This is a genomic window from Pseudonocardia nigra, assembly GCF_019396355.1.
Taxonomy (GTDB): domain Bacteria; phylum Actinomycetota; class Actinomycetes; order Mycobacteriales; family Pseudonocardiaceae; genus Pseudonocardia; species Pseudonocardia nigra.
Genome location: NZ_JAHKRK010000166.1, coordinates 1 through 17949, shown reverse-complemented (window position 1 = coordinate 17949; position 17949 = coordinate 1). Strand labels below are relative to the sequence as shown.

The 17949-nt window shown below is 71.8% G+C and carries 18 protein-coding genes; 8 read left to right on the top strand and 10 right to left on the bottom strand.

Annotated features, from left to right (window positions below):
- Positions 1-84: 84 nt before the first annotated feature.
- Positions 85-1032 carry a DUF2182 domain-containing protein gene (locus tag KME75_RS29890; RefSeq protein WP_219418238.1) on the bottom strand — a complete coding sequence of 316 codons (948 nt, stop codon included), beginning with the start codon at positions 1030-1032 and terminating at the stop codon, positions 85-87.
- A 44-nt stretch (positions 1033-1076) separates the two neighbouring features.
- On the opposite strand from KME75_RS29890, the gene KME75_RS29885 reads away from it, so the two are divergent.
- Positions 1077-2237, top strand: a complete 1161-nt coding sequence (locus KME75_RS29885; RefSeq protein ID WP_308283221.1) for an ISAs1 family transposase — start codon at positions 1077-1079, stop codon at positions 2235-2237.
- An 80-nt stretch (positions 2238-2317) separates the two neighbouring features.
- Here the strand turns inward: KME75_RS29885 and KME75_RS29880 are convergent, their stop codons facing one another.
- Both KME75_RS29880 and KME75_RS29875 read right to left on the bottom strand, forming a co-directional pair.
- Positions 2318-2623, bottom strand: coding sequence for a hypothetical protein (locus tag KME75_RS29880; RefSeq protein WP_219418237.1), 306 nt, complete (start codon positions 2621-2623; stop codon positions 2318-2320).
- 50 nt (positions 2624-2673) lie between these two features.
- Positions 2674-3060: a Gfo/Idh/MocA family oxidoreductase gene (locus tag KME75_RS29875; protein WP_372452697.1), complete on the bottom strand. Its 387-nt coding sequence runs from the start codon at positions 3058-3060 to the stop codon at positions 2674-2676.
- Between the two features lie 84 nt (positions 3061-3144).
- On the opposite strand from KME75_RS29875, the gene KME75_RS29870 reads away from it, so the two are divergent.
- Positions 3145-3582, top strand: coding sequence for an FAD-dependent oxidoreductase (locus tag KME75_RS29870; protein ID WP_246633108.1), 438 nt, complete (start codon positions 3145-3147; stop codon positions 3580-3582).
- Between the two features lie 213 nt (positions 3583-3795).
- Positions 3796-4326, top strand: coding sequence for an FAD-dependent monooxygenase family protein (locus KME75_RS29865; RefSeq protein WP_219418234.1), 531 nt, complete (start codon positions 3796-3798; stop codon positions 4324-4326).
- Between the two features lie 93 nt (positions 4327-4419).
- On the opposite strand, the gene KME75_RS29860 is transcribed toward KME75_RS29865, so the two are convergent.
- The 5 genes from KME75_RS29860 to KME75_RS29845 all read right to left on the bottom strand — a co-directional run bounded on the left by KME75_RS29860 (position 4420) and on the right by KME75_RS29845 (position 10101).
- Positions 4420-4902 (bottom strand): hypothetical protein, encoded by a 483-nt coding sequence (locus KME75_RS29860; protein ID WP_219418233.1) that lies wholly within the window; start codon positions 4900-4902, stop codon positions 4420-4422.
- Between the two features lie 51 nt (positions 4903-4953).
- The gene (locus tag KME75_RS29855; protein ID WP_219418232.1) at positions 4954-5205 is read right to left on the bottom strand and encodes a hypothetical protein; all 252 of its coding nucleotides are present in this window, start codon (positions 5203-5205) and stop codon (positions 4954-4956) included.
- 1064 nt (positions 5206-6269) lie between these two features.
- The gene (locus KME75_RS29850; protein WP_219418231.1) at positions 6270-7727 is read right to left on the bottom strand and encodes an FAD-dependent monooxygenase; all 1458 of its coding nucleotides are present in this window, start codon (positions 7725-7727) and stop codon (positions 6270-6272) included.
- 126 nt (positions 7728-7853) lie between these two features.
- Positions 7854-7976, bottom strand: a complete 123-nt coding sequence (locus KME75_RS45230) for a hypothetical protein (protein ID WP_281424747.1) — start codon at positions 7974-7976, stop codon at positions 7854-7856.
- A gap of 322 nt (positions 7977-8298) precedes the next feature.
- Complete coding sequence (locus tag KME75_RS29845; protein WP_219418230.1) at positions 8299-10101, bottom strand: pectate lyase family protein; 1803 nt, start codon at positions 10099-10101, stop codon at positions 8299-8301.
- A 130-nt stretch (positions 10102-10231) separates the two neighbouring features.
- On the opposite strand from KME75_RS29845, the gene KME75_RS29840 reads away from it, so the two are divergent.
- From KME75_RS29840 to KME75_RS29820, 5 genes are all read left to right on the top strand, one after another.
- Positions 10232-10585, top strand: a complete 354-nt coding sequence (locus KME75_RS29840) for a response regulator (protein WP_219418229.1) — start codon at positions 10232-10234, stop codon at positions 10583-10585.
- Positions 10586-10587: 2 nt separating this feature from the next.
- A complete protein-coding gene (locus KME75_RS29835) occupies positions 10588-12021 on the top strand; it encodes a sensor histidine kinase (protein ID WP_219418228.1) in 1434 nt (477 codons plus the stop codon).
- A complete protein-coding gene (locus KME75_RS29830; RefSeq protein ID WP_219418227.1) occupies positions 12018-13802 on the top strand; it encodes a sensor histidine kinase in 1785 nt (594 codons plus the stop codon). Before KME75_RS29835 ends, KME75_RS29830 begins: the two co-directional genes overlap by 4 nt.
- Positions 13790-14434 carry a response regulator transcription factor gene (locus tag KME75_RS29825; RefSeq protein WP_219418226.1) on the top strand — a complete coding sequence of 215 codons (645 nt, stop codon included), beginning with the start codon at positions 13790-13792 and terminating at the stop codon, positions 14432-14434. The genes KME75_RS29830 and KME75_RS29825 overlap by 13 nt, the downstream gene beginning before the upstream one ends.
- 87 nt (positions 14435-14521) lie before the next feature.
- A complete protein-coding gene (locus KME75_RS29820; RefSeq protein WP_219418225.1) occupies positions 14522-16030 on the top strand; it encodes a TRAP transporter substrate-binding protein in 1509 nt (502 codons plus the stop codon).
- An 84-nt stretch (positions 16031-16114) separates the two neighbouring features.
- Here the strand turns inward: KME75_RS29820 and KME75_RS29815 are convergent, their stop codons facing one another.
- Both KME75_RS29815 and KME75_RS29810 read right to left on the bottom strand, forming a co-directional pair.
- Positions 16115-16912, bottom strand: coding sequence for an SAM-dependent methyltransferase (locus KME75_RS29815; protein ID WP_219418224.1), 798 nt, complete (start codon positions 16910-16912; stop codon positions 16115-16117).
- A gap of 60 nt (positions 16913-16972) precedes the next feature.
- Entirely contained in the window at positions 16973-17677 is a 705-nt protein-coding gene (locus KME75_RS29810; protein ID WP_219418223.1) for a DUF4386 family protein, read from the bottom strand.
- Positions 17678-17949 lie beyond the last annotated feature (272 nt).

Here is a 17949-nt window from a genome sequence, read left to right as displayed (position 1 = left end):
TGATCGCAAACTTTAAGACCTGGCGCATCATGCACACCGACTACCGGCGGCCGCTGGCGACGTTCGACACGACGATCTCGGCGGTTATCGGACTGCACTTCTACTTGGCGGCTGAATAGGCCTCATGGTGTCGGGCATCATCGCTCCATCGGATGTCATCAGCCCTGGAACCCGCTCCGGGACGAGGGCCACCGCCACGCCGATCAGGAGCAGCGCGACGGTCACGACGGTCGTGGCGGCCCGTCGCCACGGCAGCAGCTTCTCGGCCGCGATGAAGACGGCGATCAGCGCCATCCACGGGATGCTCATGACCCCCAGCGCGAACAGCGAGGCCATCAGGCCCCAGCAGCAGCCGATGCACCAGACGCCGTGGCGGAAACCCATCCGTGCAGCGCCTGTCGCGCCGGGGCGCCAGTGCTCCAGCAGAAAGCTGAACGGGCCACGGCAATGCCGCAGGCAGACGCCCTTCAGCGGCGTGAGCTGGTAGGCCGCGGCAGCAACGATCACACCGCCGGCCAGCAGCGGACCGCCCCTGTCCCAGCTCAGAGCTTCGATCTCGAACGCGTGTCCCACGACAACGATGGCGAAGCCAATGAACCCTGCCGCGGCCCACGCGGCCAGGTAACCGGCCAGCAGCAGCGCGGACCCCATCGACGCGGCGTCCTGACCGCGCTCGCGTCGCGCGGCCTGCAGCCGCTGGTACACGAGCGCGGTCGGCCAGACCGACGGGAGCATCATCGCGGCCATCATGAGGGTCCACATCCCGGCGAAGCCGAGCGTGTCGAGGTCTGCGCTCATCCCCCCGTGGGCGCCCATCTGCTGCACCAGAACAGCCCAGCAGACCAGTGCGAGCGTCAGCAGGACGCCGATCGTCGGCAGCCGGCCGGACCCCAGGGGGTCGGCAAAGTCGCGGTGACTGGGCGGTGAGCTGCGACGACACGCGGTAGGAGTGAGAGTGCGGGCACGGCCCTGGTGGTGATCATGGCGGTTCTGACGCCAGCCTTGATCATCGGAAGAGAGCCGTGCCCGCATCTGCATCTTTGTCGATCGCCGCCGTCGCTGATCAGGTGGGCGGGGTGGAGCTACCCGATCCGGTCGCGCTCGCTCCTGGCCTGCGCAGCGCGTTGTCCAAGGTCGTTGATCCGCGTCAGGCTCGCGGGATCCGGCACCCGCTGGTCGTGGTGCTCACTGCCGCGGTATGCGCTGTCGCGGCCGGGGCGCGGTCGTTCGTCGCGGCCGCCGAGTGGGTCGCTGACCTTCCCGGTGAGGTGGCGACCGCGCTCGGGGTGGCGGATCGGTGCCCATCGGAGTCGACCATCCGCAGACTGATCGGCCAGGTCGACGCCGACCGGTTCGACATGGTGATCGGCTCGTTCGTCCAAGGCCTGTGCGCGAGCGTGGCGCTGGTGGGGCGCCGCCGCGTGCTCGCCGTGGATGGCAAGACCGTGCGCGGCTCGCGGCACACCGACTCCGATGGGGTCACCGCGCCGGGCCGGCATCTGCTCGCGGTGATTGATCAGCACGCCAGGGTCGTGCTGGGCCAGGTGCAGGTCGAGGACAAGACCAACGAGATCACCGCGTTCGCGCCGCTGCTCGACACCCTGCACGGCATCGACCTGACCGGCGTGGTGATCACCGCCGATGCTCTCCACACGCAACGCGAGCACGCCGATGACCTGCACTCCCGTGGGGCGCACTGGGTGCTGACGGTGAAGGGCAACCAGCCCAAGCTACGCCGTCAGCTCGCCGAGCTCCCGTGGCGTGATGTCGAGCCCGCGCACCGCAGCGCCCAGACCGCGCACGGGCGCCGCGAGATCCGCACACTCAAGGTCGTCACGATCGCGGCCGGGATCGAGTTCCCCCACGCCACCCAGGCCATCCAGGTTACCCGCCGGACCCGCCCGGTCTCCGCCCGCACCGGCAAACGCGGCCGCTGGCGCACCGAAACCGTCTACGCCATCACCGACCTGCCCGCCCACCAGGCCCGCCCCGCCGAGCTCGCTGCGTGGATCCGCGGGCACTGGCAGATCGAGAACGGCCTGCACTGGGTCCGCGATGTCACCTTCGCCGAGGACCTCTCCCAGGTCCGCGCAGGCCAAGCACCACAAGTCATGGCCTCGCTCCGCAACCTGGTGATCAGCCTGCACCGCCTCGCCGGCGCCACCAACATCGCCGCCGCGCTCCGACATCACGCCCGCGACGCCCGCCGACCACTCCAACTACTCATGATCAACTGACTTTGCCGACCCCCTGCTTGCCCAGCAGAGACGAGGAAGCGGAGCCGTCACGGTCGCGGACGCACCCGGACCGCCCCCCATCAGCCTGGCCGACCTGCCGCTCGGCAGCTGGCCCAGCTCGGTGGATTCTCGATCCCGACGGCCCGCAGCACGACGGATACCACCGCGTTGACCACCTCGACGTCGGGGGCCTTGGCCTTGAATCCGTTGAACAGCGTATCGAGGGCGGCTGCCTCCGAGCCGGAGGTCCACCAGGAGAAGACCTCGAGGCTTCCGGATGCGGTCCCGCCGCCACCGCCGGTGGATCCCGCGCCGCCGCAGGCGGTCAGGGAGAGGGCTGCCGCCGCGGCGGTGACCGCGGTCAGGAGCCTGGTCGTTCGAGGCATTGCGTGAACTCCCTTGTTCGGGCATGCCGGCGGCACGCCGGATGTGCTGATCAGACGTCGGTCGGGTGGGGGAGACCGGCGGCCGACACCGCAACGGTGCGTCCGGTCTGCAGGGACTCGGCGACGGCGAGGGCGGCGACGAGGGATCGCACGCCGTGCTCCCCGGTCGCGGCCGGTGCACCGGTCCCGCGCACTGCCGCGGCGAACGCGTCGAGCCCCCGGACGTAGAGGTCGTCCCGGTCCGGGATGTCGATCTCCACGTCGCTGCCGGATCGGCGGAGGACGACCGACCCGTCCGGGTCCTGGGTCATGGCGTCGACGGCGATGAGGGAGCCGTCGGTGCCGTGGAGCTCGAAGCCGGTGCGGGCGTGCTCCACCGTGAATGCGTCGTGGGTCTGCAGCAGGACGTCTCCGTCGAGCCGGGCGGCGACCACCACCGCGTCGACGACGTTCCCGCCCTGGGCGCGGGTCCCGTGAACGCGTGATGTGGCCGCCCCGAGCCAGCCGCGACCCTCGTCGGCATGACGTACGACGTGATCGTGGTCGGGGCCCGCTGCGCCGGGGGGTCCACCTCGCTGCTCATGGCACGCGCCGGGCTGCGCGTGCTCCTGATCGATCGTGCTGACTTCCCCAGCGACACCGTGTCCGGACACATGATCAAGCTCGCCGGTGTCGAGCGGCTGCAGCGGTGGGGGCTGCTGGATGCCGTGCTCGCCAGCGGCTGCCCCCGCATCGAGGGCCACATCGTGGACTTCGGCGTCCAGCGGCTGCAGGTGCCGTCCGATCCCGGGGCGCTCACCCCCCTGGCCCCGCGGCGCACCGTCCTCGACGACCTCCTGCTGCACGCCGCCGCCGACGCCGGCACCGACGTGGCCCTGCAGACGTCGCTGACCGGGCTGCTCTCCGACGGCGACCGGGTCACGGGGGTGCGCCTGCGCGACCGCGCCGGCCGGAGGTAGTCGGAACGGGCCGACCTGGTGATCGGGGCCGACGGGCGCAGGTCCCGCGTCGCGCACCTGGCCGGAGCCACCAGCTACCAGGTCGAGCCGACCCGTCAGCCTCGCCTACTACGCGTACTGGGAAGGCGTCGACGCGAGGTCCGTCGCGCTGTATCTGCGGCCGGGGCTGGGAGTGGGCATGTTCCCACGCACCACGGGCAGACCCTGGCGTTCGTGCAGCTGCCGATCGCGCGCCGCGCCGGGTTCGTCCGCGACGTCGAGGCGAACTACCTCGCCGCGCTGTGGTCCGTGCCCGAGGTAGCCACCGGGTTGGACGGTGCCCGCATCGTCGGCCGGGTGATCGGCATGACCGACCTGCCCAACTTCTTCCGCACGCCCGCGGGCCCGGGCTGGGCCCTCGTCGGGGACGCCGGGCACCACAAGGGCCCCCTGGTCGCCCGCGGCATCTCGGACGCGTTCCGCGACGCGGAGCTGCTCGCGGACGCGGTGCTCGCGGACCGTGCCGGCCGGGTGCCGCTCCCCGCCGCGCTGCGCGGGTACCAACGGGCGCGGGACGCGGCCAGCACGAAGGTGGCCGACCTCAACGTCCGCGTCGCCGCGCTGGACACCCCGGTGGAGGCGCTCATGCGTGACTTCCTCGAGCTCGTGGAGGCCGAGCAGGAAGCGGATCAGCGCGATCGCCGCCACCGGACCCGCGTCCATGCCGACACGCGGGAGGCGCCGCCCGCGGCCCGTTCTGGTTGACACGGCCCGCGCGCTCTCGACGTCTGCGCGCCCAGCTGGCTTCCTGTCAGCGCAGGCCGCGTAGCTGCGTATCGATGAGGCGGGCGATGGCCATCACAATCTCCCGGCTCCGGCCCGCCCACGCCGGTGGCGGGGCCGTGCGACCCTTCGAGTCGTAGTTCGCGTGACGCTCACGGCGGCGAGGGTTCGTTCGGTGGTCAGGACCATGAAGTGCGTGTTCGGCAGGTCGGCGTTCGCCCCGACGCAGGCGCTGATGGCGCCGGGAACGGAGATCGGCTGGCACGGGGCGCTGTGATAGTTCTGCAGCTCCGCCGTGATATCCGCCCGCTGGTCCGGTGGGTTGTAGCCGAGAACGATGTGCAGCCCGCCGTGTTGCAGGCCGTCGTCGGGTTCGAGGATGACCTCCAGGAAGTAGTCGCAGCCGAACTCCCACGCGGCGATCGGCAGCGAGCCGTATCCCGCGCCGTCGTCCGCGGTGTCGAACTGGGCGCCGTTCGCCGCGGCACGGACGTCGCCCAGGGGTGGGGCAGCTGTCCGGGATGAGCGCGCTCGCGGCCGGCGGTTCCGGTTGACCAACCGGCCCCCGCCTCGGGTCCGGCTCGTCCTCGCCCTCGATGTGGTAGTCGATCAGCACGTTGACGGTGCCGCTCGCGTCGCGCAGGTGGGCGAGCGTGTCGAACGCCTCGTGATGATCGGCTGCACGACGGGGAACACCAGGGGCACCACGACGTTGCCGACCGGCGGCACCAGGCTCGCGAGCCCCTCCTGGATCAGCTTGACGACCGCCTGCTGCAGCTTGGTCACGTCGTCTCGCTGGACCACGGCGTTGGCCCAGACGAGCCCGACCGCATCGGCGGCATTGGGGTACTTCGGCTCCACCCGTCGTGTGGTAGCCGACGGTCGAGCTGCCGTTCTCGTCCAGTGTGGACTGCTGAACGTCCGCCATGATCAGATCTGCCGTGGTGCCGGTGTACGTCCAGGTCAGAGGGTTGCCGGCGGGTTTGAGTGACGGCAACGGCGCGCCGGCTCGCTCGGCGCAGTCGGCGAGGAACGGCGGCCACTCGTCGAGGCCGCCGAGCTCGATCCGCGCGGTGACCCGACCGGGGATGGGCGCTTCGGAGCCGATCGCCTTGCGGTTGCGGGCCGGCTCGGCCGTGACCACAACGGCCCACGGGCGCACAACGGACGTGACCTGAGCGATCGTGCCGATGACGCCGGCGATCCTGGTCACCGGCGCCAGCAACGTCGAGATCGCGACGCGTCCGACGCCTCGCAGGATGACGGACGCTCCGTCGATGACCAGGTTGGCGGCGCCGACCAGTGCCTTCCCGACCGCGTTGACCACGTCCGTGAGCGGCCCGGGTATCCACCGCCGCTGAGCTCGGGCGCTGCGGGAGGTGGCCGACAGCGCGATCGGCGGAGCGGAGGACTCCGTTGGCGCCGGCTCGGTGGTGGTGGCCGGCTCGCTCGGCTCGATGGTTGGCCGTGCCGTGCTGCTCGGCGACGCCGATGGCTCGGACGGGTCCCCGGGCTCACGAGGGGACGGTGCCGACTCGCCCTGGTCCAGTTCGGCGCCACCGGACCTGCCGACGGCTGCACCCGCGATCGCGAGGTCCGAGCTCGCCGGATACGCCGAACCGGTCCCGACCCTGCTCGACACGCTCGACCAGCTCGACCAGGCCGGCGGTGAGCACCCCGTGCACGCCGGCCCGGTCCAGGAGGTCGTGCTCGGCTCCTGGTCCCACGGCGCCGTGCTGCTCATCGGCGACGCGGCCACGCGACCTCCCCGAACATGGCCCAGTGCGCCGCGATGGCCCTCGAGGGCGCCTCCTCCTGGCCGAGTCCCTCGCTGCGGCGACCGGCATCCCCCACGCGCTCGCCGCATACGAACGAGTGGTCATGGACCTGTTCTCCTCCGCCGCGGCGACAGGCGAATGACACGATCATGAGCCGGCTCTCATCGAAGGCGTAAGGCCAGTGAGGTCTGCCGTTGGGGGCACGGTCGGTTCCGTCCAGCTCGCGGCGAGCTTCCCGTCGGGGCGCAGGAGAACCGCGCCGTTCGGTGCGGCCCCGGCGGCCGTTGCGATCGGCGCTCCGACCGCGTGGACGACGATCGGAGCGCGCGTGTCGAGCCGCGCCGCCGCCGCGGCCCAGCCGGCCTCGTCGTCGGCGGTGAGCAGGGTCAGCCCGTCGCCGAGCAGGTCCAGGGTGGAGACCGCGCCGTCACCAGGGCGCAGCCAGTGATGCGCGACCCGGCCGTGGAGGTCGTGGGGCAGCGCCTCTTCGGCGGTGCGCCGCGCCCCTGCGGGGTCGCCGGATCGTTCGACGTTGTGCCGGCCCACCGGCCGGCGTTCGGCCTCGTAGGAGGCCAGCAGGGCGGGTGCGGCCCAGCCGCGCAGGACCCAGGCGAGTTTCCAGCCCAGGTCGTACGCGTCGTGGATGGCCGTGTTCATGCCGGTGCCACCTCGCGGGGTCATCCGGTGCGCGGCGTCGCCGACGACGAAGCCGCGTCCTGCGCGGTAGTGGTCGGCGAGCTGGGCGGCGAAGGAGAAGGCGCTGGTCCGCTCGATCCGCGGGTGCAGGTCGGGCACGCCCACGGCGGTGCGGATCAGCTGCGCGATCCGGTGCTCGTCCGCGTCGACCAGCCGGTCCTGTCCCGGCCGCCACTCCCGCGCACAGCCCCAGCGGTCACCCGGCCCGCGCCGGCCGATCACGCAAGCGGCGTCGGGATGGGTAATGACGTAGAGGCCGTAGCGGCGCGGCCCGAGCAGCTCGGTGAGTGGGGCGTGGAACTGGACGGCGTGGAACTCCGCGAGATTGTCCGGTCCCTCCAGCCGGATTCCCAGCAGCTCCCGGACCGCGCTGTGCGCCCCGTCCGCGCCGATCACGAACTCCGCGCGCACGGACTGGGTGCCCGCCGACGGACGGTCGCGGACCGCGGCGGTGACACCGTCGTCGTCCTGCTCGAGGCCGATCAGCTCGGCGTCGAAGCGCACCTGCGCCGACGGGTAGTGGCGCAGCAGCCCGAGCAGCAGCGGCTCAAGATGGTCCTGCGCCGCCCACGCGGGTCGGGTCGGGCTCACCGCGGCGGCCTGCGCGGCGGTTGGGAAGCCCAGGGCAATCTCGACGCCCTCTCCGGAGGCGAGGGTGGGCGTCACCCACCCGCACGGCTCGACGTTCGCGGCCCCGGCCCGCACCGCCGCCTCCAACCCCCACGCGCGCAGGATCTCCATGCTGCGCGTGCTGATCACCAGCGCCCGCGACAGCGTCGAGATCGCCGCCCGTTTCTCCACCAGCAGCACGCCGATCCCGTGGCGGGCCAGCGCGATCCCCGCCACCAGGCCCGCTGGGCCCGCGCCGACGACGAGCACCTGCGGCGGGTGAGTGGCATCCGCGGACATGGGGGCATCCTCCATCCTGGCTTGGCAACGGTAGAACCGTAGGCACACGGGCCCGGCCAGTTCGCCGACGCACGAGCCAGCCAACCCGAGCGTCTCGGCGGGCGGTTCGTGATCGTGGCCGTCGGGTCAGGCGTCCACGGGCGGACGGGCGGAGCCGGCCGCCCAGGCCACGGCGAGGCCGGCCAGCATCCCGCCCCGGGTCGCCCTCGACTCGCCGGTCCTCGCCGGAGTAGCGGTTCGCGCGGACATGTTTCCTCCCGGGATCCGGCTTCACGATGGCGTTCAGGGTCGTCGGCGGCGCGTCGCCCACTACGGCCACACCCGGGGTCGGTTCGGCGCGCGGTGGGCAACAGCCGGCCTGCCCCCAGCTCGTACGGCCCCCCGGCGGGACCGCCGTGGGACCGCCGTACCGCCCGACGCCGGCGAATTGCATCTTCATGGCGTAGTTCTCGTGCCGAAGTTGGAACTCCCGCCCTCGGCCGACAGGTCGGTGAAAAGTCGCTCGAGACGTCACGCATCGCGTCGGCGTCGTCGTGTGCGACGGCGCGGCGGATCAGCCCGCGGACCTCGTTCATGATTGGTCCATCCGTTCCCAGGCGGGCAGGGTGCCGACCGCGTTCGACGGCTGCTCTGGGGTGACCCAGGGCCACGGGTGGTCGCCGAAGAAGGCGGGCTTGGCGGTCAGGTAGAGCGAGTGCGGGAGGGTTTCTGGGAGGCCGTCCTGCTGGTCGGTGTGTTGGGTGGGGTAGTCGAAGTTGCCGTGCCGGATCGCGGTCTGCGCAACGGTCGGGTCGAGCGGTTTGCCCGGGTCGGTTCCGTCGTAGCCGAGTAGCCAGACGGGGACAGCGCTGCCCGGGTCGCCGGATTCCGGGCTGCGTTCGTACTCGAAGGTCTCGCCGGGGTCGGGGGTCTGGTCGGCCGTGCCCAGGACGTTGCCGAGGAAGCTGTACCAGCGGTGCGCGGTCTGCAGGCCGACGAAATGGCGGCTCTCGTCGCGCAGCTGCAGCGGCGGCAGCGAGCGGCGCTGACCGGTGAGGTGGTTGCGGAACGCCGTGATGTAGATCGAGTTGCCCCAGACCGAGTCGCCGCCGAAGTTCCACGACTGGTTGCCTTCGAACAGCTCGTGATGCGGCGTGGTCATGTGCGAGGCGTTGAGCCCGACCTCGGGCAGCATCGGATATCCCTGGCCCCAGCCGTCTTCCATGTAGTTGTAGCCGATCACGTTGCCGCCGCCGGTTGTGCGCATGGCGATGACCTTGTTGAAGTTCCACGAGATGTTGTTCTCCACCAGGTTGTCCGCCGCGTAGGCGTTGAGCACGATCCCGTACCCGCCGCCACCGGGGTTCGGTTCGCGGGTCGAGTGCAGGTAGGAGTCGCGCAGCACCGAGCGGAACGTGCCGTCCAGCACGACGCTGCCGCCGAGGCTGCCGGCGCTCTCCACGTTGCGGACCCAGCTGTAGGCGGTGCCGAAGAGGTGGATGTTCCCGCCGCCGTCGCCGCCCTCACCGCCGCACACGTAGAGATCTTCGATGCCCGCGGAGCGGACCGCCGGGGTGACGGGGCCGTTCTCCACCTCCGCGAACCGAACCAGCTGCGCGCTGTGCTCGGTGCGGAAATCGATGTGCAGCCCGGTGCTGAACGTGACGACATTGCCCCCCATCGAGGAGACCTCGAGGACCTGGCCGATCGGGCGGTTGTAGCGGCCGAACCAGCCGCGGCTCGGGTCGCCCTGCGGGGACCGCTCGCTCCACACGGTCGATGCCGGGTCGGTCAGCTGGTCGACGACGACGATCTCGCCCGGCTGCAGCCCGGGGTCGCTGGTGAGGGTGACGGTGTTCGACCCCTGCGCGGGGTCCGCGGCCAGGTCGACCGGCTGGGTGTACCGAAACCACTTGGTGCCCATCGTGATCAACGACTCGTTGCTGCCCGGTTCCTTGACCAGCCTCGTCTGCGCCGGGCCCGCGCCGCGCAGCGTCACATCGGAGCGGATCATCTTCAGGCCCTCGCCGGAGATGCGGAAAGTGCCGGCCGCGAGCTGAACCACCTGATCCGCCGGCGCCTGGTCCAGCGCGGCCTGGATGGCCGCCGTGTCGTCGTCCCCGCTTGGCTGCACCGTCTGGAACACCGTCGACCGGTGTGGGATCCCACCCACCGCGTTCAGGCCGGGGTTCCACCGCACCGCGCGCTCGGCCGGCAGCACACCGGCGATGTCCGGCGGCGCCGAGGCCGGCCCGGCGGTGGGGATCTCCGGCCGGGCGGTGCTGCGCGGCGAGCAGTCGGCGGCCGGCGGTGGGGCGGCGGCCTCCTCGGAGGTGCAGCCGACCAGGCCGACGACCAGGATCATCGACGCCACCAACCGCAGGGCACCGGACACGGCTCTCCTCCTTGCTCGGGACCCACAGGGTGCGGCGGCGAGCACCCGGTGGTCGTCCGAGCGAGCCCCCATTGCGCCGTCCGTGCAAACCCCGATGCACCAGGCACAACGCTGTGGGACAGTCCTGCCGGTGGCGCCTAGCCTGCTGATCGTCGACGACCACCCCGGATTCCGCTCGCTCGCCCGGGAGCTGCTCGAAGCCGACGGACTCCAGGTCGTCGGCGAGGCAGCCGACGGCGCCTCCGCGTTGGCCGCGGCCCTCGCGCTGCGGCCGGCCGTGGTACTGCTGGACATTCACCTTCCCGGCGAGGATGGGTTCGCGGTGGCCGAACGGCTCGCGGCGCTGCCAAGCCCACCTGTCGTGGTGCTCATCTCCAGCCGTCCGGCGCGGGATGTCCGGGGTCGGATGGCCACCACCACGGCCGCCGGCTTCATCCACAAGGGCGACCTGTCCGCGTCGACGATCGCCGCGGTCGTGGGGTAGCCATGGCGCGGTGGTGGCTGGCGATTGTCGCGGTCGGCGTGGTCGTCGGCGGGGAAGCGACGGCGGTGGGTACCGGCGCCCTCCTCGTCGCCCTCGCAGACGCGGTCGCGGGGGCGACGTTCCTGGCCGCCGGCGTGGTCGCCGCCGGCCGGCCGGACAACCGCCGGTTGGCGGCCTTGGCCTACCTGGCCGGCGTCGCGTGGTTCGCCGCCAACCTCGCCGACCCGCTGGCCTACCTGCACCGGCCGCTGATGGTGCACGCCGCGCTCGGCTACCCGGACGGGCGGCTGCGCGGCGTCCCGTCCCGGGTTGTGGTGGCGGCCGCGTGGGTCAGCGCGGTGATCGCCCCAGTGGGAGCCGGTGCCGTCGTCATGGCCGCGGTCGGGATCGGCGTCGGCGTGGTCGGCGTTGCGCTGGCGTCCCGCGCCTCCCTGGCACGCCGGCGCGCCGCGTCGGTCGGCGCCCGGTCGGCGGTGCTGCTGGGGATCGCGGTCGCCGCACCAGCGGTCATCCGGCTGGTCGAGCCGGTCAGCCCGAACGCCGACGCGGTGGCGCTCGGATATGCCGTCCTGGTGGGGGCGGCCGGCGCCGTGCTGCTGGTTGCCGTGCTGCAGCGCAGCGGCACCGTGTCAGGCGTGACCGACACCGTGGTCGAGCTGGCCGACGTCGAATCGCCGCGGTTGAACGCCATGGTCGGGTCGCTGCGTGCGGGGCGGGAGCCGCCGGGAGGGGTGAGCGATCCGGCGCTTCTCGGCGTGCTGACGAACGCCGCCGAGCTGCTCAATGCGAACGCCCGACTCCACGACAACCTGGCCGCCCAGGTGGAACAGGTTCGGCTGTCCCGGCGCCGGCTGGTCGAGGCGGCCGACACCGAGCGGCGACGGCTGGAGCGACGCCTGGCCGCCGGAGCGGGCCGGCACCTCGACGAGCTCGATCACACCCTCACCGCGCTCGCCGCCGTCGCCGACGACGACGCATCGCGCTCCCTGGCCGATCGCACAAAGCGGGAGGTCGCCGCGACCCGTGACGATCTGGTGCAGCTGGCCCGCGGTCTCCACCCGCGCATTCTGGTGGCCGGCGGGCTGCGCACCGCGCTGAACGACCTCGCCGCTCACGCCGCGGTCCGCACCGCGGTCCGTGCACCCGAGGAACGCTTCGATCCGACGGTCGAGACGACGCTCTGGTACGTATGCGCCGAGGCCGCGGCGAACGTCGTCAAGCATGCCAACGCCTCCGCGATGGAAATCGAGATCGCGCTCGATGGGACCGACGTGGTCGCCACCGTGACCGACGACGGCGTCGGAGGGGCCCAGCCGGGCGACGGCAGCGGCCTCGCCGGCCTTGCGGACCGACTTGACGCGGTGGGCGGCCGGCTGGAACTCGCCGAGCGTGCGGCAGGCGGCACCCGGGTGCGGGCACGGGTTCCGCTGCCATGACGGCGCGCCGGTTCCCGCCGCGTACGCGGCATGTGCTGTGGCCGATCGCCGCGGCACTGATCGCGGTGTCGGCGGGCATGACGCTGGAGAATCCGCACACCACATACGGCGGGCTCGGCCCGTGGTGGCGCTGGACCGAAGCGGTCGCCGCCGCGGGCCTGGTCATCGCGGGTATCGCAGCCGCCGGTGGTGGACGTCGGGGCGTCGCGGCGGCGACCGCGGCTTCCGGTCTGCTGTGGTTGGTTCCCGAGTGGGCCGGGTGGGTCGGTGGGCCGAGCTGGCTGCGCATCGTCGCCGACGCCGCCGGCGCCGTACTGGCGGCAACGGCGGTCGCGGCGGTGGCCGCGGCGGTGGGACTGCCGACCCGCGCCAGGACGGTGCTGATCGTCGCTGCGATGGCCGGTGCCGCCGCCGTCGCCGTCGCCCGCGTCGCCCTGATCGACCCGTTCCTCGATCCTCGGTGCCTGCGGTTCTGCGGCCACAACCCGCTGCAGGTTGCCGACCTGCACGTTGCGGGACTCGTCATCGAAGGCGCCGGCGTCGCGCTGATCCTCGTCGCGATGGCTGCCGTCGCGCTGCTGGTGGGGAGGCGACTGATCGGCACGACACGGGCCACGCGGGCCACACCGTTCGATCCGCTTTCCGGGTTGATCTTGGCTGGTGGGACGGTGCTCCTTGCCGGGTTGGCCGTGCCCTTCGTGGTACCGGTCGGAACCATCCACGTGCCGGACATGGTGGCGATCGAATCATCATTCGTCGCGGCCAACGCCGGGGCCATGGTGGTCGCGCTGGGCGTCTGCCTGGAACGTGGCCGAGATCGGCGGCTGCGGCTGGCCCTCACCCGCCTGGTCGAGGAGCTGCGAACCGCCCCGACCCCCGAGTCACTGGGGGGCGCGTTCGCCCGGATCCTGCGAGATCCACGGCTTCGACTGCTGTATTGGTCCGAGTCGCGAGGTGGCTATGTCGACGCCACCGGCCGCCCGGCGCGGACACCCGGCCAGAGCGAGGCGACGGTCTCCACCATCGTCCGGCGTGGCAAGCCCGTCGCCGCGGTCGTGCACCATGCCGGCATCGACGGCGGGCGGTTCGAACGTCTGATTGGACCGGCAGCACTGCTCGCAGTGGAGAATGCCCAGCTCCAGGCCGCCGCGCAGGCCGAGCTGATCGAACTGCGGGCATCCCGCGCGCGCCTCATCGAGCATGCGGACGCCGAGCGGATGCGTCTCGAGCGCAACCTGCACGATGGCGCGCAGCAGCGCGTGCTCGGCATGGCATTGTTGCTGCGCCTGCTGCGAGCCCGCACCGAAACCGCCCCCGGATCGCCGGCGCCGGCCATGCTCACCCGCTCGGAACAGCTGGCCGCGATACTCCTGGAGGATCTCCGCCGAGTCGCCGGCGGAATCCACCCCGCCGTGCTCACCGACGGCGGTTTGGCGGCCGCCGTACCCGACCTCGCAGAGTCCTCGACCGACCTGGTCGTCCGGATTGATGCGCTGCCGACCGGACGCTACCCGCCGGGTGTCGAGGTCGCCGCCTACCTCGTGGTCATCGACGCGATCAAGAACGCCCGGCGGCGGGCGGCGACCACACTGACCGTCGCGGCCCGCCAACAGGGCAGCATCCTGGTGGTGGACCTGGTCGATGACGCGGCACCCGGCGCCGGCGGTCACGATGCCACCGAACTCGAAGATCGGGTCGGCGCGCTCGACGGCCGGCTTATCATCGCTGCGTCCGATCCGTCCAGCACGCGAGTGCGCCTGGAGCTGCCATGCGCGTCGTGATCGCCGATGACACCATGCTGGTGCGGACCGGCCTGGCCCTGCTTCTCGCCCAGGCCGGCGTCCAAACCGTCGGCGAGGCCGCCGACGCCGCCACGCTGCTCAGGATGGTCGACTCCGCCCGACCCGACGTGGCGATCGTCGACATCCGCATGCCGCCGACGCACACCGACGAGGGGATCGTCGCCGCGGGGCGCATCCGCGAAGAGTTCCCCGAGGTCGCGGTGCTGGTGCTCTCGCAGTACCTGGAGTCGTCCTACGCGATGCGCCTGTTGGACGACGACCGCGGCTCGGTCGGATATCTGCTGAAGGACCGGATCACCGACCTGAAGACGGTCACCGACGCCCTGCATCGCCTGGTCGCCGGTGAATGCGTGCTCGACCCCGAGATCGTGTCCCGACTGCTTCGCCGGGCCAGATCCCGCGGGCCGCTCGACGAACTCACCGCCCGAGAGCGCGAAGTGTTGGCGCTCATGGCCGAGGGCCGATCCAACCGATCGATCGGCGACGCCCTGCACGTGAGCATCAAGACCCTGGAGAGCCACGTCGGCCGGATCTTCAGGAAGCTCGGCATCCTCGATACCGCCGACAGTCACCGGCGAGTTCTCGCCGTGCTCACCTATCTGCGCCACTGAGCGGAACGCCAGGCATGAGCATCCGGGGTGATGACGGCGCCGCGCATCGGCCGAGCGCACGAGACCGCGAGCGAGGAGGGTAAGGGCGTGAGAGAGCGGCGATGGGCACCGGCCGTCGCGCTGGCCGCGGTGGTGACCGCGCTCGGCGGCTGCACGGCCGCCGGGCCCAAGTCCGGCGGCCCGGACCCTCCGGTGGAGCTCGTCATGATCAACCACGACAGCGGCAGCGGGCTGGAAACGGCGCCGGCCGTCGCGTGGTTCGTCGACCGGGTTCGGGACCTGTCCGGCGGCCAGCTTGTCGTCCGGGGCGAGATCGGCCCGTGGGCCACGCACGGCGAGGAGGTCGGCACGGTGGCCGGCGGCCGCGCCGACCTCGGCTGGGTCGGTAGCCGCGTGTTCGACCTGCTCGGGGTCCGCGAGCTGCAGCCGTTGCACGCCCCGTTCCTGATCGACAGCTACGAACTGCAGGCCGCGGTCGTCAACGACCCGGCCAGCACCGCGATGCTGTCGGCGGTCGGCCGGCTCGGCGTCGAACCACTCGCTCTGCTGGCCGACGAGATGCGGTTCCCCGCCGCCACCGCGAGGCCCCTGCTCGGTCCCGCGGACTGGCGGGGCGCCCAGATCTGGATGCTGGAGTCCGACGTCCAGCGCGCCGCCCTGCACGCGCTCGGAGCGACCGCGAGGTACGGCGGCGACCCGCGGCAGATGCTGCACGACGGCACGCTCGACGGCGTCGAGCAGATGTGGATGTACTACACATCTGGCGCGATGTACGTGCCGGCCCCGTATGTGACCCCGAACGTCGTGCTCTCGCCCCGGACGACGGTCCTGTTCGGCAACCCCGACTCGCTCCGCCGCCTCACTGCCGCCCAGCAGCGGTGGCTCCGGCAGGCCGCCCGCGAATCCATCGCCGAGTCCGCCGAACACGCCGACGACCTAGTCCCCGAACGCATCGCCCTCGCCTGCCGCTACGGCGGCCGGATAGCGCTCGCCACCGAAGGCCAGCAGGCGGCCCTTCACCGGGCCGTCGAACCGCTCTACGCCGCGCTCCGGGCCGATCCGGCGACCGCCGGCGGCATGGCCCGGATCGAGGAGCTCAAAGCGCGAACGCCGGCCGAGCCCGCACCGGCTATTGCCGACTCCTGCCGATATCGGCCCGGTGAGGAACAGGTCGCCACGCTGCGGCCGACCCCGCTCACCGGCCCCGGGCCGACCGGCGAGCTGCCGGCCGGCACCTACCGCTACCTCCTGACCGTCGAGGACGTGCAGCTAACCGGCAGCAACCAGGACAGCATGCTGCACGGGTCCCGGGCCGGCGTGTTCACCTGGACGATGCAGAACGGCGAATGGACCGCCACCGTCCACCCCAGCGCGCCCGGGATCGCACCGAGGAAGTGCGGCGGCTGGTACGCCGTGCACGGCGACACCGCCCAATTCACGACAAACCCCGCACTGGACTGGAACGACCCGCATTGCCTTCCACCCACGTGGACCGCCCAGTGGACGGTCCAGGACGGCAGCATCCGGTGGGGGCGACCGAGCGTCGGCGTGCTCGCGCCGTTGTTCAACCTTGCCCGGTGGGAGCGGATCGGCTGAACAACGACGTCACACGTCGTTCGACGCCGATGACCGCACCGGCAGCCGCGATCCCAAGATCGCGAGGTGATGCGGGGCGTGAGGCTACGAATCGCCCCGCAACAGCGGCGTCGGACGATAGCGGACGGGCACCGAAACGACCGGCTCGGCCAGCGTCGCATCGGGCCGGCGGCGGCCGACGGCGCGGACGTAGCCGAGATAGCGACCGCGGTCGGCCTCGAGGGCGTCGATCTCGGTGCTGTTGTCCCGGGTGACCGCCCGCTGCCAGTCCAGCCACGCCCGCCAGCCGTCGGCCATGCTGTCGGCCCGCTCGACGTCGACGACGCCGGTCCGTTCCCAGTGCCGACGCCACCATGGTGCCGAGTGCAGGCACCACATGCTCGGCTCCCACCAATCCCGAAGGTGCTCGGGAACCGGACCGTCGATCTCTCGCACCAGCCCGGCGCCTGCGATGCCGATCTGGCCGCCGGGTTTGACGAACCGGGCGAGATCGCACAGGTACAGGTCGTCGGTGCCGTAATAGACGAACGAGTCGATGCTCACCACGGCGTCGAAGAAGTCGTGCGCGAACGGCAGCGACCGGGCGTCGGCACGAATCGGGAACACCCCGTCCTCGATGCCCACGTCGCGGATCCGCTGTAACCGCTCCGACGGGCTGAACCACAGGTCGGTAGCCCAAACCTGCACGCCGTACTCCCGGTATAGGAAGATCGACGACACGCCCCGCCCACAGCCCAGGTCGAGCACCCGCATGCCGGGCTGAAGGTCCATCGCTTCGGACAGCCATTCGGTCAGCCACAGCGCGTTCGCCCCACCGCTCACGCCGGCGATCAGCCACTCCGGGTGGTAAGCCGCCGAGCGGGGGAACCGTTCGGAGATCAAGCGTCGGTCCGCGCTCACATCTCGTCCAGGTCTGGCCACGAGCACCTGAATGTCCTGACGTCAGCCATTCACGTGTGGGTTCGCGTCTTGGGCGACCCGCCGGGCGGCGATGGCGACCCATGCCAGGCCGGCGAGGGCGAGCACGGCGGAGCGGACGATGAACGGGGCCAGCGGCCCGGGGGCGGTGACCATGACGGCGGCGGTTCCGATGCCGGTGAGTACGGCGGCAGCGCGGGGCACCAGCCGGCTGCGGTACAGGCCGATGGCGAGCAGCACCGCGCCGACGGCGCCGGCGAACAGGGACGCGGAGTACACGGCGAACTGGGGTGCGGTCATCAGCCGGTCCAGCAGCGCGACCATGGCGGCCCGGTCCTCGACCCGGGCCATCTCGCCGAATGCCATGGAAATGACCGAGATGCTGGCGAGACCGAACGCGCCGACGACGACGAGCGCGCCTGCGGCGAGCGCGGTCCGTGGCATCCGGCGCCGGGCGATGTCGGTGAGCACGCACGCGGCGCCGACGAACAGCACAGCGCTCAGGAAGGTGAGAGCGGCTCCGACGTCGTTGCGCACTGGAGCGGCGGCCAGCTCGGTCAGGTAACGGATGTTGTCCGGCCGGTCTTGGTTGTCCTGGTACCACGGGATCAACAGCACGCGCGCGGCCAGGGCGACTAGCGGCGCTGCCCAGAGGGAGGTGGCCGCGACTACCGAGATGTGCCGCCTCCGAGCGGCAGCGGGCAGGGCGGGTGGGACGGCGGTCGTCATGGTGGTTCCTTCCAAGACTTGGCTGGTTGTCTCGACTGTCTGCCGAGACGCCGCCTCGCGCGTCCGAGCGGACCCGCATCTTCCGATCAGGGCTAACCCCAAAGCCGTTCAGTTAGTGCTTGCAGAGAAATAAGACGCTGCTTCTCGTCGTGGTCGTCGTTGGTGTGGTATGGCCATACCGGTGGAGACTCAGCACTCGCTGTCCGTGAAGTTCCAGGCGCTGTTCCCGCACCTGGACGAGCGGCAGCGGCGGCTGCTGGCAGGCGCGGAAG

Coding starts and splice junctions, on each gene's coding strand:
- KME75_RS29880 (WP_219418237.1), bottom strand. CDS start 2,623: ATGCCTCGAACGACCAGGCTCCTGACCGCGGTCACCGCCGCGGCGGCA.
- KME75_RS29890 (WP_219418238.1), bottom strand. CDS start 1,032: ATGCGGGCACGGCTCTCTTCCGATGATCAAGGCTGGCGTCAGAACCGC.
- KME75_RS29850 (WP_219418231.1), bottom strand. CDS start 7,727: ATGTCCGCGGATGCCACTCACCCGCCGCAGGTGCTCGTCGTCGGCGCG.
- KME75_RS29825 (WP_219418226.1), top strand. CDS start 13,790: ATGCGCGTCGTGATCGCCGATGACACCATGCTGGTGCGGACCGGCCTG.
- KME75_RS29835 (WP_219418228.1), top strand. CDS start 10,588: ATGGCGCGGTGGTGGCTGGCGATTGTCGCGGTCGGCGTGGTCGTCGGC.
- KME75_RS29830 (WP_219418227.1), top strand. CDS start 12,018: ATGACGGCGCGCCGGTTCCCGCCGCGTACGCGGCATGTGCTGTGGCCG.
- KME75_RS45230 (WP_281424747.1), bottom strand. CDS start 7,976: ATGTCCGCGCGAACCGCTACTCCGGCGAGGACCGGCGAGTCGAGGGCG.
- KME75_RS29870 (WP_246633108.1), top strand. CDS start 3,145: ATGACGTACGACGTGATCGTGGTCGGGGCCCGCTGCGCCGGGGGGTCC.
- KME75_RS29810 (WP_219418223.1), bottom strand. CDS start 17,677: ATGACGACCGCCGTCCCACCCGCCCTGCCCGCTGCCGCTCGGAGGCGG.